Raw genomic sequence first — 26,392 nt, 5'->3', positions numbered from 1 at the left:
AAATGGCAACACTGGCTCATATACAAAGCGACGAACTCCTACAAAGCCCCATACAGGACGCCCACCTGCGCAAGATAGCGATTGTGGTGGCCGAATGGAATAGCAGGATAACAAAAGCTCTCTTGGACGGAGCTGTAGAAACCCTGCAAGAACAAGGAGTGAAAGAAATATCCGTCACACAAGTCCCGGGGACTTTCGAGCTGACATATGGCTGTGCAAAAATCGTGAGAGAAGGTTCTGCCGATGCCGTTATTGCCATAGGCTGTGTAGTGCGGGGCGATACGCCACACTTTGACTATATCTGCCAGGGGGTAACTCAAGGCCTTTCTTCTCTCAACAGCTTGACAGACAAACAAATTTGTCGCCCAATCCCTGTCATCTTCGGGGTATTGACCACCAATACAATGGAGCAAGCCGAGGAGAGAGCCGGAGGAAAATTGGGAAATAAGGGAGCTGAAGCTGCTATTACTGCACTAAAAATGTGTGCTCCCTATTGCTATTACGAGAAATAGTAATATCTTTGCATCGCCTTTAGGGAAAAGGGCAGTTACCAGAGTGGCCAAATGGGGCTGACTGTAACTCAGCTGGCTTACGCCTTCGGTGGTTCGAATCCATCACTGCCCACTCACTTTCCTACAGTGCAAATACAGACTTTGGTAGTACGGCGGTACTACGGTCTTTGCGGAAGTAGCTCAGTTGATAGAGCATCAGCCTTCCAAGCTGAGGGTCGCGGGTTTGAGCCCCGTCTTCCGCTCTCTCGTGATACGATCAGACCTTCGACAAGAGGATGCCCGGATGGTGGAATGGTAGACACGAAGGACTTAAACTCCTTTGGCCATCTTTTGGCTGTGCGGGTTCAAGTCCCGCTCCGGGTACTCAAGACCGGAGTCCCCAAGAAAATCCAGGCGGAAATAGCTCAGTTGGTAGAGCACAACCTTGCCAAGGTTGGGGTCGCGGGTTCGAATCCCGTTTTCCGCTCTGTTAGACTTTAACTCTTTCACTTATGCAGTGGAAGAGTTTTTTTATATACGGTCTATAGGGTCTCCTACCTCAAAAGTTTTCAGACCCTTATAGAGCATTGCACAAGTTCTCCGCAAGGCTGTTTTGGCAGTCTTGGAGGATGAGACTCACAGGGTACAGTAATGACAAAAGCATAGGGAATATGCTCCAAGTCTCGACGAACAATACATCAACCACCGTATTGCACAGAGGGTTCCTTTAGCAAGGAAAAAGAGAGCAAACCTCTATGCCAAGAACAATTGACTTCTGACCGTTTTTGCTACCTTCGGAGAGACGAAAAGAATTCATCCTATGTCTGATCAAAAAAGGAATATCCCCATATGACCTCTATAGAGCAAGACTTGGAAGACTTTCTGTCGCTATGGTTTTCTCCAAGCCAGGACTTACCAACCTATACCAGTGGCAGCACCGGCTCCCCTTCTCTCATACATATCGACAAGAGGAATATGCTGCAAAGTGCAGCCATCTCCGTACGCTACTTTAATATTCAACCACAGGATACAGTCTGGCTCTGTTTGCCCATGCATACCATCGCAGCTCGTATGCTTGTGTTGCGCAGCATCGTTGCAAAAGCCCGGCTTTTGTGCACCCGCCCTCAGACAAATCCTTTTTGTGATTTACCACCAAGCGAAGGCATTGACTTTGTCTCACTGACACCCCACCAACTCAGCCACATCGCTCGCTCAAGCGAAGATTGGGAAAGGCTACTCCAATGCAAACAGGTACTTCTCGGAGGAGCACCCGTACCAGAAAATCTATTAGCTCGGCTCCAGACAGCACCAAATAAAATCTACCTATCCTATGGCATGACCGAAACTCTCTCTCATGTTGCTATTCGCAAACTTTCGGGAGTAGATGCTTCAGAACGTTTTTACACCCTGCCCGGCTATCACGTAAGGCAAGACTCCGATTGCAGAGCCATAATAGACTTACCATGGGGACAAACAATACATAGCAATGATTTGATAGAGCAATTCCCGGACAAGGGCTTTTGCATCAAAGGGCGAGTAGACAATACAATCAATAGCGGAGGAGTGAAGCTACAAATAGAAGCGATTGAAGACCTCTTATCACAACATAGCTCTCATGCTTTTTGTATCTGTCCGGCTCCCCACCCTTCTCTGGGGCAATGTGTAGCCCTACTCTCCCCATCCGACTGGGATCCTCAATTATTGGATGAGTGGCTTCGGCCAATCAATCCATACTACATTCCCAAATTGATTATTCGCTCCGAAGTACCGTTGTTATCCAATGGCAAAATAGACCGAACCCGAGCTTCGGCTTTGGCCGAAAATTGGTACAAGGAACAATGCAAAAAATAAAGAAGGAGGGGGAACCACCAAGAGAGAATCTCTTGACAAGAGAGATCGTGCGAAGATAGATTACAATGCAGTTTATTTTGAGGATACAATTCGCTCCAGCTGTTGGAGCAGTTCAGAGATGTTCTTCTCATGATCAAAATAGAGGCGTGCCAGCTCTTTTCCGCTGAACAATTTACCAGAGGAGGATTGATAAGCTTTGTCGTAGTAATGCAAAGCAATAGAAATGGCCTTGGGATAATCTTTCTCTCGCACCGCACAAATTGCAGCATCGGTTTGTACGGAACCGAGACGTCTGGATATTTTTTCAAAAGCACTGACCAACATCTCAAAAGGCAAAGTTGCGTAGTCTGCCACAATACGTTCTATTCGTTTCTCTATGGGTGCTTCTATTGTGATATAGTCAGCTCGTTTCATTCTTTCAAACAAAGCATCCGGGATATCTACAGATCCGACCTTCTTGCTCTCACTCTCCAAAAAAATCGGCCGAGAAAGATCCATCTGCAATAGTTGCAGCAAGATAAAATTGGCCATCATCTCGTTAGAGGGCTGGGAGGTATTTGGCAAATAACCGAAGGCTGATCCTTTGTGCCGGGCAAGTCCTTCCAAATCTATGACTTGTACTTGTCTTTCGGCAAGAGCTTGCAACAAAAGAGTCTTCCCGACTCCGGTAGCTCCATGCAATAGAACAATACGTTCGGCTTTATCCAGCAGAGAAGGAAGCTGCTGCCTAAAAGCTCTATATCCACCAGGATATACAGTCACATCATAACCATAGAGCTGCAAAAGCCAAGACAGGGAAGCACTTCGCATCCCTCCTCTGGCACAGTAGAGCATCAATGGCTGTGTTCGTTTCCCTCCGGAAAGCTCTAATACTTGAGAGTCAAAGAGGGAGAGTTTGGGGGCGATTAATTTCAACCCTAAGCTAATAGCCTCCTCTCGACCTTGCTGCACATAGACCGTCCCGACCTCTGCTCGCTCCTCATTACTAAAGAGTGGCAAGTTTTTAGCTCCGGGAATATGCCCCTTTTCGTACTCCTCGGGAGAACGAACATCCAGCCAGATCTTATCGCTAAACGGAGGGTATATAGCATTCATAAGTGGAGGGGGAACTATCTAAGACCATTCAGCAAATCTCGGTCTGTCATTGGCCTCTTGCCGGGAGGCTGCAAGCGTGTCACTCGCACCGCTCTGTCTGCACAACCCACCCAAAGCTCCTTTCCCTGATGCACATAGCACGTACCGGGTCTCAAACGAGAAGGGATCCCGGAAGGCGGTTCAGCCCAGGGATCAAGTTCATATATCTTGTAAGTCTGTGCCGGATGATTCTCTATGGAAAGCTCACTCCATGCAGTAGGCAATGGAGCTAGACCACGTACAAAGTTGTGCAAACGCACTGCTGTCCACCCCCAATTTACTTCGCAATCGGGCTTGAATATTTTCGGAGCGGAACGCAACTCTCCGGTTTCGAGGCTCTTCTGACTGATCGGTTTACTATTCCCCGAGAGCAAATCTCTGACACTCTTGAGCAATAAATCTGCACCCAAAAGGGTCAATTTGTCATGCAACTCCCCGGCTGTCTCATTCGGCCCTATAATTGTCTTCGCCTGGTCCAGCACATCTCCCATATCAATCTCATGTTTGAGCAAAAAAGTACTCACCCCAGTGAGTGATTCGCCATTTATTACAGCATGATTGATCGGTGCAGCTCCTCTATACTGTGGAAGTAACGAACTATGCAGATTGACAGTCCCTAAAGGCGGAAGGCTCCACACCTCCCTTGGTAACATACGGAATGCAACCACAACACCCAGATCGGGCTTTAACTGCTTCAAACGATCTACAAAGGCCAGATCACTCAGCTTTTCCGGTTGCAACACTTCGATTCCATGCTCCAGAGCACATAGCTTAACTGTGGAACACTTCACTTTGTGTCCTCTTCCCATTGGTTTGTCCGGCATAGTGACTACAGCCACGACATTCAATTCTGCTTCGATCAAAGCCTTAAGAGGTTCGACTGCAAAATCTGCAGTTCCCATATATACGATACGACTCGGCAACATCTAATTTGCTTACGGTTCTTCTGCTAAAAACTTATCGGGGGACAAAGGTAGACAGATGTTTTCACTATCCATTTCAACGAGAAAGAGTGGATAAAGGGAAAGCATTTATCTCTTTTTGAATATGGCAGGTACTCCTACATCAAACGAAATAACGCCTCTCTTTCATCGGAACAGATCTATCACAAGATTTACCAAAGGAATAAGGATAGAGGTAAATACCCCCATGATTCCGATCGCCAACCCGGACAAAGCTCCCTCTATTGCCCCCAGTTGGATAGCCACCGAGGTACCCACACCATGAGCCGAAGCCCCCAAAGCCAAACCCTTGGCGATACTACTCTCTATACCCGAAAGGCGAAAAAGGGGTGGCCCGACCAACCCTCCAACGATCCCGGCTACAACGACAACCACAGCAGTCAGGGCAGGGATACCACCGGATTGCTCCGACAGTGCAATGGCAATAGGAGTTGTGACCGAACGGGGTTGCATTGAAGCCGCAATTACATCATTGGCTCCAAAGAGGTAGGCCAATGAGACCACACTTATCAAACCGGCAACGGCCCCCATAAAAACAGAACTAAGAATAGAGAGAACACGCCCCTTGAGGTGGGAAGACTGCTCGTACAGCACATAGCCGAGTGCCACTACAGAAGGGCCGAGCAAGAAACTGATCATTTGACTTCCCTTCTGATAAGACTGATAATCTACCCCTGACACAAGCAACAGACCTATGATACTTGCAATTGTCACAGCTAAAGGATGCAACAGACCTATGTGCCACTTAGCATAGATTTTCTTGCTCGAAAGATAGATCCCGATTGTCAGAGGTAAACAATATAGAGGATTGGAAAGGATTGTCTGTAACATATTTTAAGTCATTTGTGTCGTTTCGCAGAATGGTTTTCCATTCGCTGTTGAGAAAAAGCAACCACCCAGAGGACAACTGCTGTACTTACAATCATAGAGATCACGATAGCAGCCCAATACTGCTTCAATAGGTCGATTTGTGTAATAAGTCCAACTCCGGCCGGGACAAAAAAGATCCCCATATTCTCGGTGAGGAAATTAGAAGTGGCATCAACTTTGGGAGGTCTGATAATTCTCATTCGAAGAGCCAAGAATAGCAGCATCATACCCAACACGCTTCCGGGGACAAACTGTCCTATCAATAGGCTCACTCCCTCTCCCAAAGCATAGAAAAGAAGTATGTAAAATATCTGTATCAAGTATTTCATACGACAAATACGCTATTTAGAAACATGAGTCGCAAATGTACGAGAGATCTACCAGAAATATCCTTAACAGAGAGATTGTTTTTGCGAGATATAGCTTTCGTCAGAAACATGGGTAAACAGTATTTTTTCATACAAATGCAGAAAAGCATTCCAAGAGAGTACAAGAAAATTCGCACTAGCTCTTTGCCAGGAGTTAGAGAAATCCCCCCTTTGCAAAGAGAAGAATCGACAGTCTTACTTTGGCAAAAGGAAGTAATAGAAACCTCTTTTATTGCTAAATTTGTTGGTAGATAAAGTATAGACAAATGGCAACAGAGATAGACAAGAATAATCATAACGAAAACGAGCTTTCAGACCCGATATTGGATTCTTCGGCACAAACATCACAAACCGGGGGGGATGTGCGGGTCTTGACTCCTGCGACCTCCGAGATGACAGACGAAGAAATTGTGGAGAGGGCTTATGGAGAGTTGATCAAGACCTACCTGCAGTCCAATCACAGACAGAAAGTAGATAAGATCGAGAAGGCTTTCCGTCTGGCCAACGAAGCTCACAAGGGAGCCAAACGCCGTTCGGGGGAGCCATACATCCTGCATCCTATTGCGGTCGCTCAGATTGTTTCGCAGGAAATTGGATTAGGCTCTACCTCCATTTGCTGTGCCTTGTTGCACGATGTCGTAGAAGACACCGAATATACGGTTGAGGATATTCGGGACATGTTTGGCGACAAGGTTTCCCAAATCGTAGATGGATTGACAAAAATATCAGGAGAGGTATTCAGCAACTCCTCTCTTCAGGCAGAGAACTTCCGCAAACTCATTCTCACAATGAACGATGACATCCGAGTCATCCTCATCAAAATGGCGGACCGCCTGCACAACATGCGCACCTTAGCCTCCATGCATCCAGCCAAACAACTCAAAATTGCGGCTGAAACGATGTATGTCTACGCTCCATTGGCTCACCGTCTGGGGCTATTTGCTATCAAAAGTGAGCTGGAAGACTTGAGTTTCCAATATGAGCATCCCGAAGAATTTGAGAGTATCAAAGCCAAAATCAAGAATACAGATGAACACCGACAGGAAATTTTCGACCATTTTGCCGCACCGGTTTTCTCTGCTTTGGACAGTTTGGGAATTAAGTATGAGATAAAAGCACGTGTCAAGAGCATCTTCTCCATATGGAAGAAGATGCAAAAGAAAGGAGTAAGCTTTGAGGAGATATACGACCTCTTTGCTGTACGGATCATTTTTGAATCTTCACCAGAGCAGTCGGATAAGAATCGATGTTGGGAGATCTACTCCGCAATCACCGATATATACAAGAGTAGACCGGAGCGTTTGAGAGACTGGGTTTCCGAGCCAAAGAGCAATGGATACCAAGCATTACACCTCACAGTGATGGGCCCAGATGGCGAATGGGTGGAAGTACAAATCCGGAGCCGAAGAATGGACGAGATAGCAGAGAAAGGCTTTGCCGCTCATTGGAAGTACAAAGGAGACAATGTGGAAGAAGATTCGGAGTTGGACAAATGGCTTCGCACTATCCAGGAAATTCTAGTTAATCCGAACCCCAATGCGATGGATTTTCTCGATACGATCAAGCTCAACCTCTTTTCAGGTGAGATCATGGTTTTTACTCCCAAAGGAGAAATTGTGAAATTGCCACAAGGAGCCACAGCTCTCGACTTTGCCTATGCCATTCACACAAATATCGGACATCAATGTATTGGGGCTAAAGCCAATCACAGGTTAGTACCTATGTCTTACAAATTGAGTAGTGGAGACCAAGTAGAAATTCTTACAAGCAAGACTCAGGAGCCAACGGAAGAGTGGATTGCCTTTGTAACGACGGCCAAAGCGAAGTCCAAAGTAGACGCTTTTCTGAGAAAAAAGCATCGTGATATAGCTGCTTTAGGGCAGGAAAAAGTCGAAACTCTTATCGGGAACAACCAAGTCTCTTCCAACATAACCAATCTGGATAAGCTGGCGGAATATTTCGGATTTTCCACTCGAGAGGAATTTTTCTATGCCGTAGGTAGCGGAAGCGTGACCCTACCGGATTCTCTCAAAAAACTACCGGCCATCTCTGCTGATGGGAAAAGTGGGAATATCTTTATGCGATTTTTCCGTTCTGCCTTGGGCGGGGGAAATAAATCCTCTCAACCCATAGCTAGTCAACCCCTGGAGGTACACGAACACAAGTTCAACCCCAAAGAGATCTATGTGTTGAGCGACAGCTTGGCTAAACCAAATTATGAAATCGCACCTTGCTGTAAACCCATCCCGGGAGATGATGCTTTTGGCTTTATCAGCGATGATAACAAAGTGATTGTACACAAGCGTTCCTGCCCTGTGGCAATGAGGCTAAAGAGCAGCTATGGAGACCGTATTCTATCCACTCGCTGGAGCGAACACGTCAAGAGTACTTTCGAGGCAACTCTTTCTATCAAGGGGATAGATTCCAATGGCATCCTTAATGCCATTGCTCAGGCTTTTAAGAAAGAACTCACAATCAATGTGCGTGAAATTCATTTGACAGCCAAAGACGGCATCTTCAGTGGTAAGATCAAGTTACTTGTACACAGTGTAATGGATGTACACCGTGTATGCCAGACATTGGGCAAAGACACTGCTATCAAGAATATCGGCCGCATCATAGAGTGACCCCCCTATAAAGGGCATCAGCAAAACAGTATCTGCAAATCATTGAAACATTCGTTATGACAATACCTCCTATTCTATTCGTCTCAGGTATAGATACCAACATTGGGAAGACTTTTGCTACAGCTTTTTTGGCACAACGCTTCTCCTCCGAAGGCAGCAAGGTAATTACCCAAAAGATGATCCAAACAGGCTGCATAAAGGAGAGTGAAGATATCCTTGAGCACCGACGCTTGCTTGGTCAATCAACTTTACCGGAAGACAAAGAAGGTCTCACCTGCCCCTATATATTCAGCTACCCTGCTTCTCCACATCTGGCAGCAGAGAAAGACGGACGAACAATCGACCTGTCTCATATAGACGAATGTACCAAAGGTCTCCTACAAAAGGGATATGACAGTATTGTATTAGAGGGTGCCGGAGGATTGATGGTTCCAATTCACCGAGACTACCTAACTCTGGATTTTATAGCAGACAGACACTACCCTTTAGCTCTGGTAACCAGTGGAAGACTCGGAAGCCTAAATCACACACTAATGAGTCTGGAGCTCTGTTACCAAAGGGGAGTGGAAGTACTGTATGTTATATATAATGAATACCCCTCAGCAGATAAACTGATAGAGCAAGACACCTATGACTATCTGGATAATTATCTACAATCTCACCATCCCCATTGTTGTCTTCTGAGGATGCCGGCTCTGGTATGTCCTCCGAGATAACGTGAAGAAAGAAGAAGGCTTTTCAATTCTGCAATTTTTAGATAAAGACACTTGTGCATTCAAAAAATAAGCCTAATTTTGCAGCCGTCTAAAGAGACACAAGCAACAGAAGAGTAGACTCCGTAGCTCAGTTGGTAGAGCAAATGACTCTTAATCATTGGGTCGAGAGTTCGAGCCTCTCCGGGGTCACAGATCCATGAGAATTCGCCATTGTGCAGCTCTGTTTTGTGAAGATCGCTCTTCTCTGCTTGTCAGTCGTAGACTCCGTAGCTCAGTTGGTAGAGCAAATGACTCTTAATCATTGGGTCGAGAGTTCGAGCCTCTCCGGGGTCACTACAGGATTATGAAGCACTGTACCTCTTTTCGGGTACAGTGTTTTTTTTGTACTCTGCTTCGTGCAAGGATGACTCCAAGGATGGCAAAAATATCTACAGAAATAGATAGCTGGGATAAAAAAACTTTGTACTTTTGTTCCAAGCAAGAAATATCAAAACGTAGAAAGCATATATGGAAATCAAGAAATCGCCGAAAGCGAACCTGGAAAAAGGCAAGGGACTATCTTTCTTGCTAGGGCTGGTATTGGCACTCTCCGTGTTATATGTCTTTTTGGAGCTTCGCTCTTATGATAAGGCCGAAGCCATGGAGAATGACAAGTTAAACATTGCCGACATTGAGGACACACTCATTGTGGAAGATCCTCAAGAGGAAGAAAAGCAACCGGAACCCGAGGAAACTAAGGTTCAGGAAGTACAGTTGCCCGAAGAGTTCAAGGTAGTAGACAACGAGCAGAAAGTAGAGAAAATATCACTTGTTTCTGCTGATGAAAATCGCAAGTTGCCACCTCCTGCTCCGGTGATAACAGCTCCAGTAAAAGAAGAAGATGATGAAAATAAGGTTTTCATGATTGTGGAGCAGCAGCCCGAGTTTCCAGGAGGTACAGCTGCCTTGATGAAGTGGCTTAGCTCGAATGTTCGTTATCCAGAGATTGCCATAGAGAATAACATACAAGGGCGCGTGATTGTGAGCTTTGTGGTGGAGAAGGATGGTTCTACAACAGATGTCAAGGTAGTCAGAGGTGTAGACCCCGCGCTGGATAAGGAAGCTGTGCGACTGGCTAGCAGCATGCCCAAGTGGACTCCAGGTAAACAACGTGGAAAACCGGTTCGTACTCGCTTTACTTTGCCAGTAGCATTCCAGTTGAGAAATTAAAGCCGTCTATCCGGTTTAATCATACTTTGGCAGATTACTTCATCTTATAAATCTGTCTCAAAAAGAGGGACTACCCTTTCTCAGCAATGAGTAAGGGTGGTCCCTTTTCTTGTCTCTCTGTTGCTCCTCAAGAACCAGCTACATCAAAAGCAAAACCCTCTCAAGAGTACATTCGTATTATACACCGCATATTACATCTCACTTGTTTTCTCTAAATCATGGTCGACACAACTCATATTCTCCAAGACATAGAAAGCTGTATAGCTCAGTTAACAGAAGAACAAACAACCGTTACTAACCTCTACGAACCTATTAGTTATAGTCTCAAGGCTGGTGGCAAAAGACTCAGACCAGTACTTTGTTGTCTCAGTGCACAAGTTTTTGCGAACTACCAGTTGGCACTGATTCCAGCTATTGCAATAGAGCTTTACCACAATCACACTCTTGTACATGATGACATCATGGATCGTTCCTCTCTACGTAGGGGACTCCCTACTGTCTATAGTAGATGGGGAGAAGAGCAAGCCATATTGTCCGGGGATGCGATGTTACTCAAAGCTTACGAATACCTAGATAAAATGGAAGATCGAGCACTATTGGCAGAAATTCTACCTCTGTTTACTCGCATGGCTCTCCTTGTCTGCGAGGGACAGCAGTACGATATCGAATTTGAAACAAGACAGGATGTTACCATAGAGGAATATCTGCAGATGATACAACTAAAAACGGCCGAGCTACCGGCCTATGCTGCCAAAATAGGGGCTATCTGCTCTCGTGCAGCCTCTCGCAAGGAGATAGATCTGATATACCGTTTCGCCATTGCATTAGGGATGGCTTTCCAGTTGCAAGATGATTACCTCGATGTTTATGCCGACACTTCTGTATTCGGTAAGCCGATAGGAGGAGACATCATAAACAACAAGAAGACCTTCCTTCTCATTTCGGCTATGAACAGAGCAAAGGAGAAGGATAAGAACCTGCTTACACAAAGATTAAATGGGCAACTGACAGAAACGAATGAAGAAAAAATTTCTTGGGTAACCGATCTCTATAACCGGCTGCACATTCCGGCGCTTTCGGCAGAACTCATTCTACGATACCACACGCAGGCCAATGATTGTTTGTCTGAACTGCAAAGTATGGGACGCAATATTGAAGCTCTAAAAATTTTGCTCGATAAGATGGATCGCAGATCTGCCTGAAGTATCGGTTTACTGAGACATGATTATCGATTCGCATACCCATATATATGAGCCCGAATTTGATGAAGATCGGGACAATGTTGTCCAGAGAGCTCTGCAAGTAGGGGTTGAGCACTGTATTCTACCCAATATCGATTTACAAAGCGTGGATCGTGTATGCCAAACTGCGATGCAATATCCTCACTTTTGCTCCATTGCAATGGGCCTGCACCCGACCTCTGTAGACAAAGATTGGGAGGATCAACTAAACTCCATCTATACATATCTTCACAAACTCCCCCTAGTAGCCATAGGAGAGGTGGGGATGGATCTCTATTGGGATCAATCTTATATCATACAACAGCGAGCAGCCCTAGAAAAACAAATTTCTTGGGCTTTAGAGTTGGATTTACCTCTCATTCTACATAGTCGGGATGCCATAGCAGAGACAATAGGTTGCATCCGAAGAGCTGATTCTCAAGGGAAAAGTTCGGGCGTATTCCACAGCTTTACCGGCACAGAAAAAGATCTGGATAGCATATTGGCTCTACCTAATTACATGGTCGGGATCAACGGTGTACTGACTTTCAAGAAATCTTCTTTGTCCGGTTTCATAGGCAAAATCCCTCTTGACCGTCTACTTGTCGAGACCGATGCTCCATATCTTGCTCCCGTACCTCGCAGAGGTAAGAGAAATGAACCCGCTTATTGTACTTATATTCTTGAGCATTTGTCGAAAATCTTTGGAGTGCAAATCAGTGATATAGCGCAACAAACGACAGAGAATGCCATCCGATTATTTCGCCTCTTCAAAAAAAAGTAGAGACAAATGCAGTGTAAGTGCAGAAAAAAACATAGATTTGCGGAGTATTCGCTTGGGATCTGTCGCCTTGGAGAGTCTTTATATCTCTCGCAAACACGCGTTCATGCGATTTACGGTTAGCAGGAAGAGCCTGTATACACGGTGAAAAAGATTGGAGAGGTGCTCGAGTGGCTGAAGAGGCGCGCCTGGAAAGTGCGTAAACGCCGAAAGCGTTTCGCGGGTTCGAATCCCGCCCTCTCCGCAAGCATAGAAAAGAATAAAAAAACAATTAATTCAAATTTCAAATCACGATGAAAAAGTTTTTCGCAAGTATCGTATGCATAGCCTTCTTGTCGGCAGGGATAAGTGCTCCGGCATTGGCTCAGGATGAGAGTGCAGCCCAAGCTGACAGCACCGCTCCGGTAGAGACGGTAGAATCGGTTGAAGAAGAAGCTGCTGCTACCCAGATGCAGCCCGAAGAGCAAGTGGGCTTTCATCAAGCTCTCAAAACCAAATTCATCGAGGGTGGTCCTGACTTCATGGCACTCGTAGCTATCGCCCTTATTTTGGGTTTGGCAATCTGTTTGGAGCGTATTATTTACCTCAACCTCGCCGATACCAACTACGAAAAATTTCTCGCTGAAATCGAAGCAGCTCTTGATCGTGGAGATGTAGAAGGAGCTAAGGACATTGCCAGAGATACTAGAGGCCCGATTGCGTCTATTACCTATCAAGGCTTGATGCGTATCGAACAAGGCATTGACGTTGTAGAACGCTCGGTTGTATCTTACGGAGGTGTACAAGGAGGTCTTCTTGAGAAGAACCTTTCATGGATCACTCTCTTTATTGCCATGGCTCCATCTCTCGGATTCTTGGGTACTGTAGTAGGTATGGTGCTTGCTTTCGACAACATTGAGCGTGCCGGAGACATCAGCCCAACAGTTGTTGCGGGTGGTATGAAAGTGGCTCTTATCACCACTATCGGGGGGCTTGTTGTAGCACTGATCCTTCAGATTTTCTACAATTATATTCTGTCTAAGGTAGAAGGTATTCTGAACAGAATGGAAGATGCTTCTATCTCTCTCATCGACTATGTGATCAAGTATAATCTGAAGTACAACAAATAAAAATCCATCTCTGTAATGGCTGTAACAAAAATCAGAAAGCTCTCCAGCTGGACGCTTTTGGCCTTCATGGCGATCTCTGTGGTCGTTCTGTTGGCCTTCTTTCTGGGCGGAAGCGTTATGGAAGGAGCTCACAAGATATACAACTTCACGGATGGCCTCCTGTACTGGACTTACGCCATTTTCTTCATCACGGCTATCGCTGCCATCATCTTTGCTCTGACAGGGCTTATAAAGTCTTTCCAGACCAATGCAAAGAAAGCTCTCTTGTCTGTCGGTAGTGTCGTGTTGTTGGCTGTTGTAATGATCATATCCTATGCTATCGGAGGGACCAATCCATTAGAGCTGAATTCAGACTCTGCAGTGTACAACACTCCGGAGATGCTCAAGCTTACCGATATGTGGCTCTTCACGATTTATATCATGGGAGCTCTCGTATTGTTATCTATTGTTTGGGGGGCTGTGCGTAAGGCTTTCAACCGCTGATCCTTGTAATCTAGAATAACCTAAGAACAAAAAGCTATGGCTCGAAAGAAAAGAAAAACTCCGGGGATTAACGGATCGTCATCTGCCGACATTGCTTTTATGTTGCTTATCTTCTTCCTGATTACGACTTCAATGGATACAGATAAAGGTCTGAAGAGGCGCCTGCCTCCTCTCTCCGAAAAGCAACAGAATAAGCCCGATGTGGAGATCAACGACCGCAATATTATGCGCCTTTTGGTCAATCGCCAAGATAAAATCGTGATCTTCAAGAGAGGTGGTGGTGCCGCGGGAGATCGAACTATACCCGTCAAACTGGAAGATCTCAAAGACATCGCGGTTCGTTTTATCACGAATCCTAACAACAGCCCTGATCTACCGGAGAAGGAAGTCCGTGAAATTCCCTACTTAGGGACGATGAACGTGACAACTAGTAGTTATGCAATCTCACTAAAAAATGAGGTAGAGACAAGTTACCAGATGTATATCAATGTACAGAATGAGCTTCTCCGAGCCTACAATGAAGTGTGGGATGCATTGGCTAAGGAAAAGTTCCGGATGTCATTTGAGGAATTGTCTGCTGCTAAGCAGAAAGCAATCGTAGAGGCTTATCCGATGCATATATCGGAAATGCCACTGTCTAACCTTAGTAAATAAGAACTAACACAGGGTATGGGAAAATTTAGCAAAGCGGGTAAACGCGAGATGCCCGAACTAAACACATCTTCGCTACCAGACTTGGTGTTTGCATTCTTATTTTTCATCATGATGGTGACAACGATACGAGAAGTTTCTCCTAAGGTACAGTACAGCCAACTACCGAATGCAACTGAACTCACAAAGCTGGAAGAAAAATCCTTGGTGACATATATCTACATAGGAAAGCCAACTCTTCCCTATCAGGTGAAGTATGGAACCAAGCCTTGCATCCAGCTGAATGACCAAATCACACTTGACCCCTCGGCCGTTTATACTTATGTAAAACAAGAAGAAGGTAAGATTCGCGATGAGCGTCGCAAGCTGATGACTGTTTCCATAAAGGGGGATAAGGAAATCAGTATGAAGGTTGTATCCGATGTAAAGGAGCAATTACGTAAGGCGAATGTGTTGAATGTAAACTATTCGGCTCGCAAGGGTAAGGAGAATAGATAAGCAAGAAGGACGAGTTTTTGCTCTCCTGAAGTCTGTCTAATACTGCTGGTAAGAGTTTTGATACTTTTGCCAGCAGTATTTCTTTTTTGGAGCAAGAAAAAGAAACAGTTCAAAAATATTCAGAGACGATCTCTCCTCTCAGAGACGAAACTGCTAATACAGCCTCCATAGGTAAGGAAGAGAGATTCAAATTTGTAGTTCAAGTCTACCTACAGATAGTAAGAAAGGAGAGCAAAAACATCTCAATCTTTTGTATTTTTGCTTAGCAATAAATCATAGTACTATATACTCGCATGAATAATTTCTTCTCCGGAATAGATAGAGCCATACCACCCTTCACAAAGCATCTAATTTTCATTAATCTCCTAATGTGGTTAGCTTCGATTGTTATGCCACGTTTTGGAGTGGACCTAATAGATACCTTGGGATTACACTATGTAGGGGCCAGTAAATTCTATGCATTCCAGCTACTAACCAACATGTTCTTGCATAGCACAGAGAGTTTTACCCATATATTCTTCAATATGTTCTCTCTCTGGATGTTCGGACGAGCTGTGGAGCATTTCTGGGGAGGTAAACGCTTTTTATTGTTCTACATAGCATGTGGCTTATCCGCCTCTCTATTACAAGAAGTTGTTTGGTACTTCCAGTGCCGGGAGTTACCAGAGATGTTGGCTTTTTCTGATACTTTTGGCCTTTCACTTGAGCCAAAAGCAGAATATCTCAACCGCATTCTGGCTGTGGGAGCTTCCGGAGCTGTCTTCGGTCTGCTATTGGCATTTGGGATGCTCTTTCCAAATGCTGCTATCTACCTGTTTTTCATCCCCATTCCAATCAAGGCCAAATACTTTGTCATAGGCTATGGATTGTTGGAGCTGTATTTTGGTGTACGCAGTACCATCCCTGGCAGTTCGGATAGTATCGCTCACTTCGCTCATTTGGGAGGTATGATAGGCGGTCTAATACTCATCCTTTTCTGGCGACGAAAGGGGAAAATCAATGGTCCCTATTTCTAAGTCTCGTATACAAGACCGCTTCAGAAAAAGCTTCGGGACCAAACTTGAGGCTTTGATTGGAATTCAGTGCCTTATTTGGCTGCTGATGCTCGTTCTTTCGTTAATCATCGGCTCTACAAAATGGGTTGGAGAATGGTTGGGGCTACTGCCTGACTTCGAATCTCTCAGCCACAGACTTTGGGGACTATTCTCTTATATGTGGCTACACAACAGTTTGTGGCATCTGGGTATAAATTGCTGCCTGTTATTCCTCATTGGTCAGCTTTTTATACGCCAATACAGCAGCAAATATCTGTGGATAAGTTTCACATGCGGAGGGATCCTCGGTGGAGGCTTCTATGTACTGGGGTACAACCTTCTTCATCTGGGACTCGGGATGGGGCTTCTTTCACAGCCATTGTTAGGCTCTTCAGCTGCTGTCTTATCTCTGCTCTTCGCAGCTTCATTTGGGAAACCGGCTCTCTCCATACACATTCCCTTTTGGGGTAGGACCCAGTTGAAACATATAGGCTATGTTGCAGGTATGTTGGTTTTACTGGAATTTATTTGGGGAATTGTGCATCCTACCAGCAGTCACTTGGGGTCAGGCATGGCACATTTGGGAGGCTGCTTAGGAGGATTACTACCAGCTTGGCTCCTTCGTCGAACGATAAGATCCTCATCCACAATCCGAAGAACTGTAAAAAAAAGAGATAAAGAAGATATACTGAACAAGATAAGGCATTCTGGATACAGTAGCCTGAACAAAGAAGAAAAGGAGATTCTATTAAAGGATAAAAAAGATGGTTTCGAAAAAACGTCATAGCAAAAAAATAGCCAACCATCTATTTAGAGCAACCGGGAAAGTTGTACTCTGCATCTGTATAGGCATCAATCTACTCTATCTCCTCTCTGTATGCAGCCCCTACATATCAGGCCGCCTAGTCTTCCCAGCCCTTTTAGGTCTGGCTTTTCCCTTAGTCCTATTAGCCCAGCTGTTCGTTTTGATTTTTTGGCTTCTAAGACGAAAATGGATTTGGGCTACAATCAATTTTGCACTGATACTTCTGGCCTACGACGCAACCCTCACCATATTCCCCATGAATGGAATACAACCCATTCCAGCAACAGACTCTATACAAATTATCTCTTACAATGTGGGAGCTTTTGGTTTTGTGGAACACAGCAAGTCTTCTCCGAATCCGATACTCCACTACTTAAAAGAAAACAACGCAGATATCGTCTGTCTACAAGAAGCACGCTTAGCGACATTAAGTATCGGAGACTTAAAAGCCTATCTCCCACAATACAAGTATATCCACACAACACATGCACAACCAGACAGGGGGTCGCGACTGGCAATTTTGTCTAAATGGCCCATCATGAGTACACAACGAATTGCTTACCCTTCTCGATTCAATGGTTCTATGGCTTATCGATTGAGAATCAAAGGAAGAGATATTTTAGTCATAAACAATCACCTCGAGAGCTTCAAAATAACAGGCAATGACCAAAAGTCTTACCATAATCTGGCCCGACAAGGAGAGGCAAAAAAGCTATCGCTCAAGGTCGTACGAAAGCTCATCCCAGCCTTCTCTAGTCGAGCTGCCCAAGCTGAGCGTGTAGCCAAATTTGTAGCAGACAACCGAGATGTCATAATCATTTCTTGTGGAGATTTCAATGATACCCCACACTCTTACACCAGACATTGCATGAGTCAAGGGCTCAAAGATGCATTCAAGGATAGTGGATATGGCTTGGGAATATCTTTTCACTCTTCTTACAGTCGATTCTTAAGAGCCAGACTCGACTACATCCTACACTCCCCTTCTTTACAAAGCAGGAATTGCAGAGTAGACAATTCGATAAAAACCAGTGACCACTACCCCATATCTGTTACTCTTTATTTACCTAGTAGTGACGGAAAAACCTCTGTAGAGAGTCTTGACAGAGCACGTATGTATACAAATATTTAGTGCAATATTTCAATTACCTTTGTGCTGCATAGTGTAAGCTCAACCTCATAACACGATTGTATGGAATATACATTTCTCGATTTTTTGACCCTGATCGGATCCCTTGGAATCTTCTTGTATGGGATGAAATTAATGAGTGAGGGCCTGCAAAAGATAGCAGGCGAACGTATGCGCTCCATCCTGTCTGTGATGACCTCAAATCGCATTTTAGGAGTCTTCACCGGGCTGTTGATCACCGCACTCATACAATCGTCCAGTGCCACGACCCTAATGGTGGTGAGCTTTGTGAATGCCGGTCTCCTTTCTTTGGCACAGTCTGTTTCGGTCATCATGGGGGCCAATGTTGGCACAACGATAACAGCATGGATTATCTCTGTCTTCGGGTTCAAGGTAGATTTGAGCACCTTTGCTCTACCTTTGGTGGCCTTCACGATACCTCTTATCTTCTCCAAGAAAAGTGAATGGAAAAACTGGGGAGAATTTATTTTAGGATTTTCTATTCTCTTCCTTGGTTTAGGGTTCCTAAAAAGCTCCATGCCAGACTTGAAAAGCAACCCCGAAATACTATCTTTCCTACAGAACTACACTCAAATGGGCTATGGGTCTGTATTCCTTTTTTTGGGGATAGGAACCATACTCACAGTTGTTGTACAAAGCTCTAGTGCTATGGTTGCGATAACTCTGATTATGTGTTCCAAGGGATGGATACCTTTCGAAATGGCGACAGCCATGGTATTGGGGGAAAATATAGGTACAACGATCACGGCCAATTTGGCTGCTATCAATGCCAATACTAATGCTAAACGGGCAGCTCTATCACACTTGATGTTTAATGTCTTTGGTGTGGTATGGGCACTAATTTTATTTTACCCTTTGAATGGTTTGATACGCTCTATTCTGGAGTCGACAGGAGGAGGTGACCCCAACGCTCTTTTCCATAGGATGGACGAACTCTCCCGTATGTATGATGCTGAGACAATGAATGGAATTACCACTGGTACTCTAATAAGTAATCCTCAGTATGCAGCTATCCATGCAGAGTTGGCAACAATGGGCGTTTCGGTGAGTTTTGCTCTATCCCTCTTTCACACCCTCTTCAATGTATGCAATGTCGCAGTAATGGTTTGGTTTGTAAATATCTATGTCAATATTTGCACAAAACTACTACCAGCAAAGGCAAAAAAAGAGGAAGACTCTCATTTGCGCTTTGTATCATTCGGTATGCTCTCCACTTCAGAGCTTAGTTTAGTACAAGTCAGGAGAGAAGTACGTACATTCGGGACTCGTGTGGCGAGAATGCTAAACATGAACGAGCAACTGTTAGAAGAGAAAGACAGTAACGAATTTTCGGCCATTTACAATCGTATCGAGAAGTACGAGAATATCTCTGACCGTATGGAGGTGGAAATCGCCACTTATCTTAATAAGCTCTCTGAAGGACGTCTCAGCTCTGAAGCCAAGGAGGAGGTTCGAGTAATGATTAGAGCCATATCAGAGATTGAGAGTGTTGGCGATGCCTGCTACAACATAGCCAGAAGTATCAAGAGACGAAACGAAGGGAAGTCTGTATTTACCAATGAGCTGAATGAACAGGTAAAAGCCATGTTTGCTTTGTGCTACCGCTCAATCGACAGGATGAATGAAATCCTGGAGCAAAATGAATACAGCTTGGATGATATGCGAGAGTCCTACGATATTGAGAACGAAATCAATAACTTGCGAGACAGTCTCAAAGTGAAAAACCTCGAAGATATGCAGGCCAAGTTATATGAATATCAAGATGCCGTGTATTACATGGACATCATAGATGAATGTGAAAAGTTTGGAGACTATGTGCTGAATGTAGTTCAAGCTTTGGTCGAAAAGAAAATATAGATTCGACCTACGAAAACAAAGAGGATTTGATCATATGAGTGTAGAAATAAGAGAAATCACAAAAAAAGCGGACTTGCGGAAATTTGTCAAGTTCAATTTGGACTTATACAAAGGCAACCCTTACTATGTACCAGGCTTGATCAATGATGAAATGATGACACTCGACAAAAGTGTCAATCCGGCTTTCGAATTCTGTGAGGCGGCCTATTTTTTAGCCTACAAAGACAATCGAATAGTAGGTCGCATAGCCGGAATTATCAATCATAAATCTAATGAAGCTTGGAATCAAACTCATGCCCGATTCGGATTCGTCGATTTTATAAATGATGATGACGTAGTAGATGCACTTTTCTCTGCGGTAAAGGATTGGGCTCTATCCAAAGGAATGGATATGTTACATGGTCCTATGGGATTTGCCGATATGGATCATGAAGGCATGCTCATCGAAGGTTTTGATCAGCTCGGTACTATGGCCACGATCTACAATTATGCTTACTATCCCAAGCAATTAGAGCGCATTGGATTTGTGAAAGATCAGGATTGGAAGGAGTTCAAAATTTATGTACCAGAAGAAATCCCGGAGAAGCACATCCGAATATCTGAATTGGTCCGCAAGAAATACGGACTGAAAACTCTCAAATTCAAGACTAGAAGTGATATAATGCAGTACGGCAGACGCATATTTGAAACACTCAATGCAGCTTATGCCAATCTGTACGGATTTTCGGAACTCTCATCTAACCAGATTGACTACTACATCAAGATGTATCTACCAATGGTACGTCTTGACTTTGTTACCGTGATCGTACGCGAGACTGATGATAAAGTAGTTGGTATTGCTATCACTCTCCCAAATTTGAGTAAAGCTCTACAAAAAGCCAAAGGGAGCTTGTGGCCACTGGGCTTTGCACATCTGCTCAAAGCTCTGAAATCGCCACCTAAGGTAGTAGACCTCTATCTGGTGGGGGTATTACCCGAATATCAAAACAAAGGGGTCAATGCATTACTTTTTGATGACCTGATTCCTATTTTCAGGAAAAACAAAGTAGAGTATGCAGAGAGTAATCCTGAGCTGGAAACCAATATGGCGGTACAGATGCAGTGGAATTATTTTGAACGTAAGCACCACAAAACGAGACGAGCATATATCAAACGCATTGATAGATGAGTACAGTCTCTTATAGCGATAGCGATATCAAGACCCTTGAGTGGGATGAACATATCCGTCGCCGGCCTGGCATGTATATTGGCAAGCTCGGTGATGGAACGTACCCAGATGATGGGATATATGTGTTACTGAAAGAGGTTCTAGACAACTCAATAGACGAGTTCGTAATGGGGGCTGGCAAGCATATCCGGTTGGATATAGCTGATGGGTCTGTTGTGGTAAGAGACTTCGGTCGCGGTATCCCTATGGGCAAGCTGGTAGATGCAACCAGCAAAATGAACACAGGAGGGAAGATAGATTCCAAAGCATTTAAAAAATCTGTTGGCCTGAATGGAGTAGGTATAAAAGCGGTGAACGCACTATCCTCTCTTTTCAAAGTAACGGTCTGGAGAGACGGTAGTAGCAAGAGTGTAACCTACGCGAAGGCTCAGCTCTTAGAAGAGACAGAAGCCTTTCCCAGTGAAGAAAAATCCGGGACAGAGGTTCGTTTCACGCCAGACAACTCTCTATTCAAGAACTACCACTATCGAGACGAATATGTGATAGCAATGGTCAAGAATTACGTTTTTCTAAATGCCGGTCTCACAGTCACATTTAATGGAAAAACGTATTACTCCAAGGAAGGACTCTCTGATCTTCTCCGGGAAAATATGACAGGAGAAGCCCTCTACCCAATCATTCATCTGAGAGACTCTGACATAGAGGTAGTCGTAACCCATACACAGCAATATGGGGAAGAATTTTACAGTTTTGTCAATGGACAAAACACAACACAAGGAGGTACGCATCTCAGCGCATTTAGAGAGGCGGTAGCTAGGGTTATTAAAGAGTTTTTTGCAAAAAACTTTGAGTACTCGGATATACGCTCCGGGATGAGTGCTGCTATCAGTCTCAAGGTGGAAGAACCCGTATTTGAAAGTCAAACAAAGACTAAACTCGGATCAAGAGATATGTATCCGGATGGCCCCACGATACAAAAATTCGTTGGAGATTTCTTAAAGAAGGAGCTGGATAATTACCTACATATCCATAGCGAGGATAGTGAAGCGATGCTACGCAAGATACAAGAGAGCGAGCGTGAGCGAAAAGCGATGAGTGGAGTGACAAAATTGGCTCGTGAACGAGCTAAGAAGTCTAACCTGCACAACCGTAAGCTACGTGATTGTACGACTCACTTCAACGATCCGAAAGCAAAGGAACCGGAACGTACTTCAATATTTATCACCGAAGGGAATTCGGCAAGTGGATCAATCACCACGAGTCGAGATCCTGCATATCAAGCTGTATTCAGCCTTTTGGGCAAGCCTCTCAATAGTTTTGGACTGACAAAGAAAGTTGTGTACGAGAATGAAGAGTTTAATCTCTTACAAGCAGCTCTGAACATAGAAGACGGAATAGAAGGACTCCGCTACAATCGGGTAATTATCGCTACCGACGCTGACAATGACGGGATGCACATTCGACTGTTACTAATCACTTTCTTTCTGCAATTTTTCCCTGACTTAGTACGCCGTGGGCATGTGTTTGTGTTAGAAACACCCCTTTTCAAGGTTGCACTCCCCAAAGAGGGACTAAAAGGAAGGAGCTTCTCTGATAAAAGCCAGAAGCGAAAAAGCAAGACGATTAGTATAGATCGGGATACTTCTTCTGTTATATATTGTTACTCCGAAGCTGAAAAACAACATGCCTTGCGTACTCTTGGCAAAAGAGCTCACATCACACGATTCAAAGGTCTTGGAGAAATATCAGCTGATGAATTCAAGGAACTTATCACAGAAGAGAATATCAAGCTGGAACCGGTACGTATGAAGCGAGAAGACAATGTAACTGACCTGCTTGCATTCTATATGGGCAAGAACACCCCCAAAAGACAAGACTTTATTATAGATAATCTTGTAGTGGATGAAGAGATGCTCTAATCCACCACATCACCTTATATCTCCTCTTTCGCCTGCTTAAATCATGCAAACTACAGCCTTTTACGCCGGATCGTTTGACCCTTTTACACGTGGACATGCTGATATTGTGGAACGTTCCTTGGCGTTGTTCGACAAAGTAATCATAGCAGTAGGCATCAATGATGCCAAACGTTGTCTTTTCAACCCACAAGTGCGTGTGAAACAAATCAGTAGATACTACAGCAAACAACCCAGAGTAGAGGTAATTGAATACGATACACTCACAGTAGATATTGCCTCCAGGCTTGGGGCCTCTGTTTTGGTTCGAGGTGTACGCTCCGGAGCTGATATGGAGTTAGAGCGCTCTTTGGCTGATTTAAATAGGCATATTGCCAGAATGGAAACAGTAATATTGCCAGCATCTCAACAACTCTCACATATTAGCTCGACTGTTGTACGAGAATTATTGCGTTTCGGACATAATGTAGCCGACTTCTTGCCCGATGGATTTGATCTGAACTGCGAGTAAACAAACTATACAAACCTCCTATCTATCTTCCATGAAAAACACACAACGCATCTCCCTGCTTCTTTTTATCGGACTTCTTTTTTGCCCACATGCTTGGAGTCAGTATAGAGAACAAATGCTGTCCTCCATGAGTAAAATAGGTCAGTCAATTCGGTTGATACAAGAGCTGTATGTAGACTCCGTGGACACAGACAAACTAACAGAAGATGCAATAAGAGGGATGTTGGATAAACTGGATCCTCACTCAGTCTATGTCAATGCAGAAGAAAATAAAGATGAATTGAGTGCTCTCGAAGGGAAATTTAGCGGTGTTGGTATACAATTCAACCTACTGACCGATACGCTGTATGTGGTACAAGTAATTCCGGGGGGGCCTTCAGAAAAAGCAGGATTGATGCCGGGAGACCGTATTTTAGCTGTAGATGGAGAAAACATTGCGGGGGTTAAGATCAAGAACTCTACGGTGATGCATAAACTTAGAGGGGACAAAGGAACATTGGTGAGACTTTCGGTGCTTAGAGGGAAAAGAATTCAAGATTACGTCATTACACGAGGAGATATACCCATCCACAGTCGAGAGGCTGCATACATAATCCCTGGCACGAATATTGGCTATATACGATTTAGTCGCTTCAGTCTTAATACAGTGGAAGAATTTGAAGAAGGGATAAATAAACTCCTCTCTTCTGGTATGCAATCTTTGATTATTGACTTGAGATATAATGGGGGTGGTATTATGTCTGCAGCAACTGAGATGGCAAGCTATTTCTTGCCGGTGGGAAGTAAGCTTCTTACAGTGAAAAATAATAGGAAGCCTTTCTTCAATGAAGAGCTACGTGTGGAGAAACGACAAAAAATCAATTTGCAAAGGCTCCCTCTCATCGTACTTGTAAATGAATACTCAGCATCGGCCAGTGAAATATTCAGTGGGGCCATACAGGACTGGGATCGTGGATTAATCATAGGCAGACGTAGCTTTGGTAAAGGATTGGTACAGCGTCCCGTGCCTCTATCCGATGGCTCTTCTATCCGAATAACAGTGGCTCGATACTACACTCCATCGGGAAGGAGTATACAAAAACCCTACATCAAGGGGAATGCACAAGCCTACGAAGAGGATATATATGCACGGCTCAAACACGGTGAACTCATGCATGCTGATAGCATCAAATTCCCAGATTCTCTCCGTTACCAAACGCTTCGCCAAAATCGCTCCGTCTACGGTGGAGGAGGCATCATGCCCGATATATTTGTTCCTTTGGATACAACTCGCTTCAACTCCTTGGAAAAAGAACTGCTGAATACAGCTTCTCTGATAAGAGTTATCCCAATCTATTTGGATACAGAGCGAGCAAATCTACTAAAGACTTACCCCAAGGCGGCTCAATTCGTAGATAATTACAACCTCCCAAATACCCTCATCGACTTACTAAAAAAAACAGCTGAAGAGAACGGAGTGAAGTGGAATAAGCAACTTTTTGCTGAACGGGAAAAGGAAATAACTACTATGCTAAAGGCTTATATCGCTCGTAGCATATATGACGAAGACACATTCTACAGTCTAATAAATCAGCAAGATCGAGAATATCAAGAAGCCATTCGTATCCTGTCAGCAGGAAACAATCAGCCCTCCCGTCCTTAGTGTATATCGGTTAGAGAGACAAAAGTTACTCAAAGACGCTTATCTCGGAATCAGTCAAGGATTTCAGAGAGATCCTAGTATCCGCATATCTTTCAATCCAACTCACTGCAGAACAAAAAGAAAAGGCTTCCCTTGGAGAAGTCTCATTTTACTATAAACAAATAACTCTGGCCTATGCGCTGCTGCAGCAAAGCTTTTGTAAGGCCTCCTTTTAAGGAGACGGGGTGACACTCGAAGACCTTGTAAATCTGAACATCCCGAAGGAAAAATGTATTTCCAAAACCTATGTGGAGGTTGTAATCCTTTGGAATATCAGGGAGGAAAACTTCTGTTGCACAGCGGCTTTATTTGGGAGATATATGGATTCATACTTACAATATCTATACACTTGCCGACAATAGTCTGACAATAACCAAGGACTCCCGGACAAAGTAAGAGAGCTTTTTGGGGGATCGAATGAGACTCTTGACGAGCATTTCATCCATCGGAACGATCAACTGATTTACCAAACAAATGAGAAACAATACAGTCTGACTGACCAGCTAAATCTGAAATTGGAAGGGTACAAATACTCTGGAATGAACAAAATAGAGTATAAACAAATGATACTCTCTCCTGATGGGTCTTTACGTTGTAGCAACCTCCTCTTTATCTGATTTGACACACGATCCTCTTTGCATTGCAGATACGGATGGAAGTAATCAATGAACCTTATCCAAGGATAGTGCGATAGAATCGGTTGCTCCACAGTGGATTGAGAAGAAGCTATTCTTTATAGATGTGGACAAAGATCTAGTCACAGAAGAAGATTCGGACTGCCAAACATCATTATACGTCACAGATCCAGATAATGGTAATGCCAAAGGATGAGCTTTTGGTTCGATAAAACAATCGATATTAAATATCCAGCCAAAGAGAAGCAACTCTTCCCAAAAGACGGTATCTAACCTCTACAGAGAGAATATAAATACGTCTATCGGAGTGAATGTGTGAATGAGAGGATTCGATATGCTGGGAGTATTAAGCATAGACTAGGTATGAGGAGAACATGATATTCTTCTCATATCTCGGGAATTTCTCTCTTTCTACTTTCTTTCCTAAAATAACTTGATATGAGGGCAACTTTTTCGCTCCTCGTGCCTGCTCATTGAACCTTTCTTTCATTAATACCTTTTTCCATGCAACGAATACTGTTCATTTGTCTTTTTATTTTTTCCCTCAACCCTATGTTTGTCAATAAACATCCATGGGAGAAAGCACACAAACTGTTTGGTGTGGTCAGAAACTATGGAGCACAGATCCCTCAGAAGTAAATATGACTTCCTCTAACTCCTATAGA

23 protein-coding genes and 7 tRNA genes are annotated in these 26,392 nt (G+C 44.1%); 26 read left to right on the top strand and 4 right to left on the bottom strand.

Going from position 1 to position 26,392, the window contains the following annotated elements:
* The first annotated feature begins 2 nt into the window (after positions 1-2).
* The 6 genes from ribH to B5D48_RS00480 all read left to right on the top strand — a co-directional run bounded on the left by ribH (position 3) and on the right by B5D48_RS00480 (position 2,342).
* On the top strand, positions 3-512 hold the full coding sequence (ribH, locus tag B5D48_RS00505) for a 6,7-dimethyl-8-ribityllumazine synthase (RefSeq protein WP_023938843.1): 510 nt from the start codon (positions 3-5) through the stop codon (positions 510-512).
* A gap of 29 nt (positions 513-541) precedes the next feature.
* Positions 542-624 (top strand) — tRNA-Tyr (locus B5D48_RS00500).
* 57 nt (positions 625-681) lie between these two features.
* Positions 682-754, top strand: a tRNA-Gly gene (locus B5D48_RS00495).
* 35 nt (positions 755-789) lie between these two features.
* Positions 790-875 (top strand) — tRNA-Leu (locus tag B5D48_RS00490).
* A gap of 30 nt (positions 876-905) precedes the next feature.
* Positions 906-978: transfer RNA gene (locus tag B5D48_RS00485), tRNA-Gly, on the top strand.
* A gap of 362 nt (positions 979-1,340) precedes the next feature.
* Positions 1,341-2,342: an AMP-binding protein gene (locus B5D48_RS00480; RefSeq protein ID WP_023938838.1), complete on the top strand. Its 1,002-nt coding sequence runs from the start codon at positions 1,341-1,343 to the stop codon at positions 2,340-2,342.
* A gap of 72 nt (positions 2,343-2,414) precedes the next feature.
* Here B5D48_RS00480 and mnmH read toward each other — a convergent pair whose 3' ends face one another.
* The 4 genes from mnmH to B5D48_RS00460 form a co-directional block, all read right to left on the bottom strand.
* Positions 2,415-3,437, bottom strand: a complete 1,023-nt coding sequence (mnmH, locus tag B5D48_RS00475; protein ID WP_023938837.1) for a tRNA 2-selenouridine(34) synthase MnmH — start codon at positions 3,435-3,437, stop codon at positions 2,415-2,417.
* Between the two features lie 14 nt (positions 3,438-3,451).
* Positions 3,452-4,378, bottom strand: coding sequence for a methionyl-tRNA formyltransferase (gene fmt / locus B5D48_RS00470; RefSeq protein ID WP_231968789.1), 927 nt, complete (start codon positions 4,376-4,378; stop codon positions 3,452-3,454).
* 186 nt (positions 4,379-4,564) lie between these two features.
* Positions 4,565-5,269 (bottom strand): LrgB family protein, encoded by a 705-nt coding sequence (locus tag B5D48_RS00465; protein ID WP_023938835.1) that lies wholly within the window; start codon positions 5,267-5,269, stop codon positions 4,565-4,567.
* A gap of 8 nt (positions 5,270-5,277) precedes the next feature.
* Positions 5,278-5,637 (bottom strand): CidA/LrgA family protein, encoded by a 360-nt coding sequence (locus tag B5D48_RS00460; protein ID WP_023938834.1) that lies wholly within the window; start codon positions 5,635-5,637, stop codon positions 5,278-5,280.
* Positions 5,638-6,068: 431 nt separating this feature from the next.
* Between B5D48_RS00460 and B5D48_RS00450 the strand changes: the two genes are divergently transcribed.
* From B5D48_RS00450 to B5D48_RS00350, 20 genes are all read left to right on the top strand, one after another.
* Positions 6,069-8,303 (top strand): RelA/SpoT family protein, encoded by a 2,235-nt coding sequence (locus tag B5D48_RS00450; protein ID WP_042120661.1) that lies wholly within the window; start codon positions 6,069-6,071, stop codon positions 8,301-8,303.
* 56 nt (positions 8,304-8,359) lie between these two features.
* On the top strand, positions 8,360-9,019 hold the full coding sequence (gene bioD / locus B5D48_RS00445) for a dethiobiotin synthase (RefSeq protein WP_023938830.1): 660 nt from the start codon (positions 8,360-8,362) through the stop codon (positions 9,017-9,019).
* 116 nt (positions 9,020-9,135) lie between these two features.
* Positions 9,136-9,208: transfer RNA gene (locus B5D48_RS00440), tRNA-Lys, on the top strand.
* Positions 9,209-9,279: 71 nt separating this feature from the next.
* Positions 9,280-9,352 (top strand) — tRNA-Lys (locus tag B5D48_RS00435).
* 174 nt (positions 9,353-9,526) lie between these two features.
* Positions 9,527-10,228, top strand: coding sequence for an energy transducer TonB (locus B5D48_RS00430; protein ID WP_023938827.1), 702 nt, complete (start codon positions 9,527-9,529; stop codon positions 10,226-10,228).
* Positions 10,229-10,446: 218 nt separating this feature from the next.
* A complete protein-coding gene (locus B5D48_RS00425) occupies positions 10,447-11,430 on the top strand; it encodes a polyprenyl synthetase family protein (RefSeq protein WP_023938824.1) in 984 nt (327 codons plus the stop codon).
* Between the two features lie 19 nt (positions 11,431-11,449).
* Entirely contained in the window at positions 11,450-12,232 is a 783-nt protein-coding gene (locus B5D48_RS00420) for a TatD family hydrolase (RefSeq protein WP_023938822.1), read from the top strand.
* Between the two features lie 153 nt (positions 12,233-12,385).
* A tRNA-Ser gene (locus B5D48_RS00415) sits at positions 12,386-12,473 on the top strand.
* Between the two features lie 49 nt (positions 12,474-12,522).
* Positions 12,523-13,338: a MotA/TolQ/ExbB proton channel family protein gene (locus B5D48_RS00410; RefSeq protein ID WP_023938819.1), complete on the top strand. Its 816-nt coding sequence runs from the start codon at positions 12,523-12,525 to the stop codon at positions 13,336-13,338.
* Positions 13,339-13,353: 15 nt separating this feature from the next.
* Entirely contained in the window at positions 13,354-13,821 is a 468-nt protein-coding gene (locus tag B5D48_RS00405) for a hypothetical protein (protein WP_023938817.1), read from the top strand.
* Positions 13,822-13,857: 36 nt separating this feature from the next.
* A complete protein-coding gene (locus B5D48_RS00400; RefSeq protein ID WP_023938815.1) occupies positions 13,858-14,475 on the top strand; it encodes an ExbD/TolR family protein in 618 nt (205 codons plus the stop codon).
* 15 nt (positions 14,476-14,490) lie between these two features.
* Entirely contained in the window at positions 14,491-14,970 is a 480-nt protein-coding gene (locus B5D48_RS00395; RefSeq protein ID WP_036887567.1) for an ExbD/TolR family protein, read from the top strand.
* 293 nt (positions 14,971-15,263) lie between these two features.
* Positions 15,264-15,986, top strand: coding sequence for a rhomboid family intramembrane serine protease (locus tag B5D48_RS00385; protein ID WP_042120652.1), 723 nt, complete (start codon positions 15,264-15,266; stop codon positions 15,984-15,986).
* A complete protein-coding gene (locus B5D48_RS00380) occupies positions 15,970-16,791 on the top strand; it encodes a rhomboid family intramembrane serine protease (protein WP_023938808.1) in 822 nt (273 codons plus the stop codon). The genes B5D48_RS00385 and B5D48_RS00380 overlap by 17 nt, the downstream gene beginning before the upstream one ends.
* Positions 16,769-17,941: an endonuclease/exonuclease/phosphatase family protein gene (locus B5D48_RS00375; RefSeq protein ID WP_023938806.1), complete on the top strand. Its 1,173-nt coding sequence runs from the start codon at positions 16,769-16,771 to the stop codon at positions 17,939-17,941. Before B5D48_RS00380 ends, B5D48_RS00375 begins: the two co-directional genes overlap by 23 nt.
* Positions 17,942-18,001: 60 nt before the next feature.
* The gene (locus B5D48_RS00370; RefSeq protein ID WP_023938805.1) at positions 18,002-19,816 is read left to right on the top strand and encodes a Na/Pi cotransporter family protein; all 1,815 of its coding nucleotides are present in this window, start codon (positions 18,002-18,004) and stop codon (positions 19,814-19,816) included.
* A 34-nt stretch (positions 19,817-19,850) separates the two neighbouring features.
* Positions 19,851-20,984, top strand: coding sequence for a hypothetical protein (locus B5D48_RS00365; RefSeq protein ID WP_023938803.1), 1,134 nt, complete (start codon positions 19,851-19,853; stop codon positions 20,982-20,984).
* Entirely contained in the window at positions 20,981-22,903 is a 1,923-nt protein-coding gene (locus B5D48_RS00360; protein ID WP_023938802.1) for a DNA topoisomerase IV subunit B, read from the top strand. The genes B5D48_RS00365 and B5D48_RS00360 overlap by 4 nt, the downstream gene beginning before the upstream one ends.
* Positions 22,904-22,943: 40 nt before the next feature.
* Positions 22,944-23,411: a pantetheine-phosphate adenylyltransferase gene (gene coaD / locus B5D48_RS00355; protein WP_052115583.1), complete on the top strand. Its 468-nt coding sequence runs from the start codon at positions 22,944-22,946 to the stop codon at positions 23,409-23,411.
* Between the two features lie 31 nt (positions 23,412-23,442).
* Positions 23,443-25,053 carry a S41 family peptidase gene (locus tag B5D48_RS00350; protein WP_023938800.1) on the top strand — a complete coding sequence of 537 codons (1,611 nt, stop codon included), beginning with the start codon at positions 23,443-23,445 and terminating at the stop codon, positions 25,051-25,053.
* Positions 25,054-26,392: the final 1,339 nt, after the last annotated feature.

The sequence above is a fragment of the Porphyromonas crevioricanis genome (genome assembly GCF_900167225.1).
Taxonomy (GTDB): domain Bacteria; phylum Bacteroidota; class Bacteroidia; order Bacteroidales; family Porphyromonadaceae; genus Porphyromonas; species Porphyromonas crevioricanis.
Note: the sequence above shows the minus strand (reverse complement) of the source record. Positions and strands in the feature narration are given on the sequence as shown.

Coding starts and splice junctions, on each gene's coding strand:
- ribH (WP_023938843.1), top strand. CDS start 3: ATGGCAACACTGGCTCATATACAAAGCGACGAACTCCTACAAAGCCCC.
- B5D48_RS00480 (WP_023938838.1), top strand. CDS start 1,341: ATGACCTCTATAGAGCAAGACTTGGAAGACTTTCTGTCGCTATGGTTT.
- mnmH (WP_023938837.1), bottom strand. CDS start 3,437: ATGAATGCTATATACCCTCCGTTTAGCGATAAGATCTGGCTGGATGTT.
- fmt (WP_231968789.1), bottom strand. CDS start 4,378: ATGGGAACTGCAGATTTTGCAGTCGAACCTCTTAAGGCTTTGATCGAA.
- B5D48_RS00465 (WP_023938835.1), bottom strand. CDS start 5,269: ATGTTACAGACAATCCTTTCCAATCCTCTATATTGTTTACCTCTGACA.
- B5D48_RS00460 (WP_023938834.1), bottom strand. CDS start 5,637: ATGAAATACTTGATACAGATATTTTACATACTTCTTTTCTATGCTTTG.
- B5D48_RS00450 (WP_042120661.1), top strand. CDS start 6,069: ATGACAGACGAAGAAATTGTGGAGAGGGCTTATGGAGAGTTGATCAAG.
- bioD (WP_023938830.1), top strand. CDS start 8,360: ATGACAATACCTCCTATTCTATTCGTCTCAGGTATAGATACCAACATT.
- B5D48_RS00430 (WP_023938827.1), top strand. CDS start 9,527: ATGGAAATCAAGAAATCGCCGAAAGCGAACCTGGAAAAAGGCAAGGGA.
- B5D48_RS00425 (WP_023938824.1), top strand. CDS start 10,447: ATGGTCGACACAACTCATATTCTCCAAGACATAGAAAGCTGTATAGCT.
- B5D48_RS00420 (WP_023938822.1), top strand. CDS start 11,450: ATGATTATCGATTCGCATACCCATATATATGAGCCCGAATTTGATGAA.
- B5D48_RS00410 (WP_023938819.1), top strand. CDS start 12,523: ATGAAAAAGTTTTTCGCAAGTATCGTATGCATAGCCTTCTTGTCGGCA.
- B5D48_RS00405 (WP_023938817.1), top strand. CDS start 13,354: ATGGCTGTAACAAAAATCAGAAAGCTCTCCAGCTGGACGCTTTTGGCC.
- B5D48_RS00400 (WP_023938815.1), top strand. CDS start 13,858: ATGGCTCGAAAGAAAAGAAAAACTCCGGGGATTAACGGATCGTCATCT.
- B5D48_RS00395 (WP_036887567.1), top strand. CDS start 14,491: ATGGGAAAATTTAGCAAAGCGGGTAAACGCGAGATGCCCGAACTAAAC.
- B5D48_RS00385 (WP_042120652.1), top strand. CDS start 15,264: ATGAATAATTTCTTCTCCGGAATAGATAGAGCCATACCACCCTTCACA.
- B5D48_RS00380 (WP_023938808.1), top strand. CDS start 15,970: ATGGTCCCTATTTCTAAGTCTCGTATACAAGACCGCTTCAGAAAAAGC.
- B5D48_RS00375 (WP_023938806.1), top strand. CDS start 16,769: ATGGTTTCGAAAAAACGTCATAGCAAAAAAATAGCCAACCATCTATTT.
- B5D48_RS00370 (WP_023938805.1), top strand. CDS start 18,002: ATGGAATATACATTTCTCGATTTTTTGACCCTGATCGGATCCCTTGGA.
- B5D48_RS00365 (WP_023938803.1), top strand. CDS start 19,851: ATGAGTGTAGAAATAAGAGAAATCACAAAAAAAGCGGACTTGCGGAAA.
- B5D48_RS00360 (WP_023938802.1), top strand. CDS start 20,981: ATGAGTACAGTCTCTTATAGCGATAGCGATATCAAGACCCTTGAGTGG.
- B5D48_RS00350 (WP_023938800.1), top strand. CDS start 23,443: ATGAAAAACACACAACGCATCTCCCTGCTTCTTTTTATCGGACTTCTT.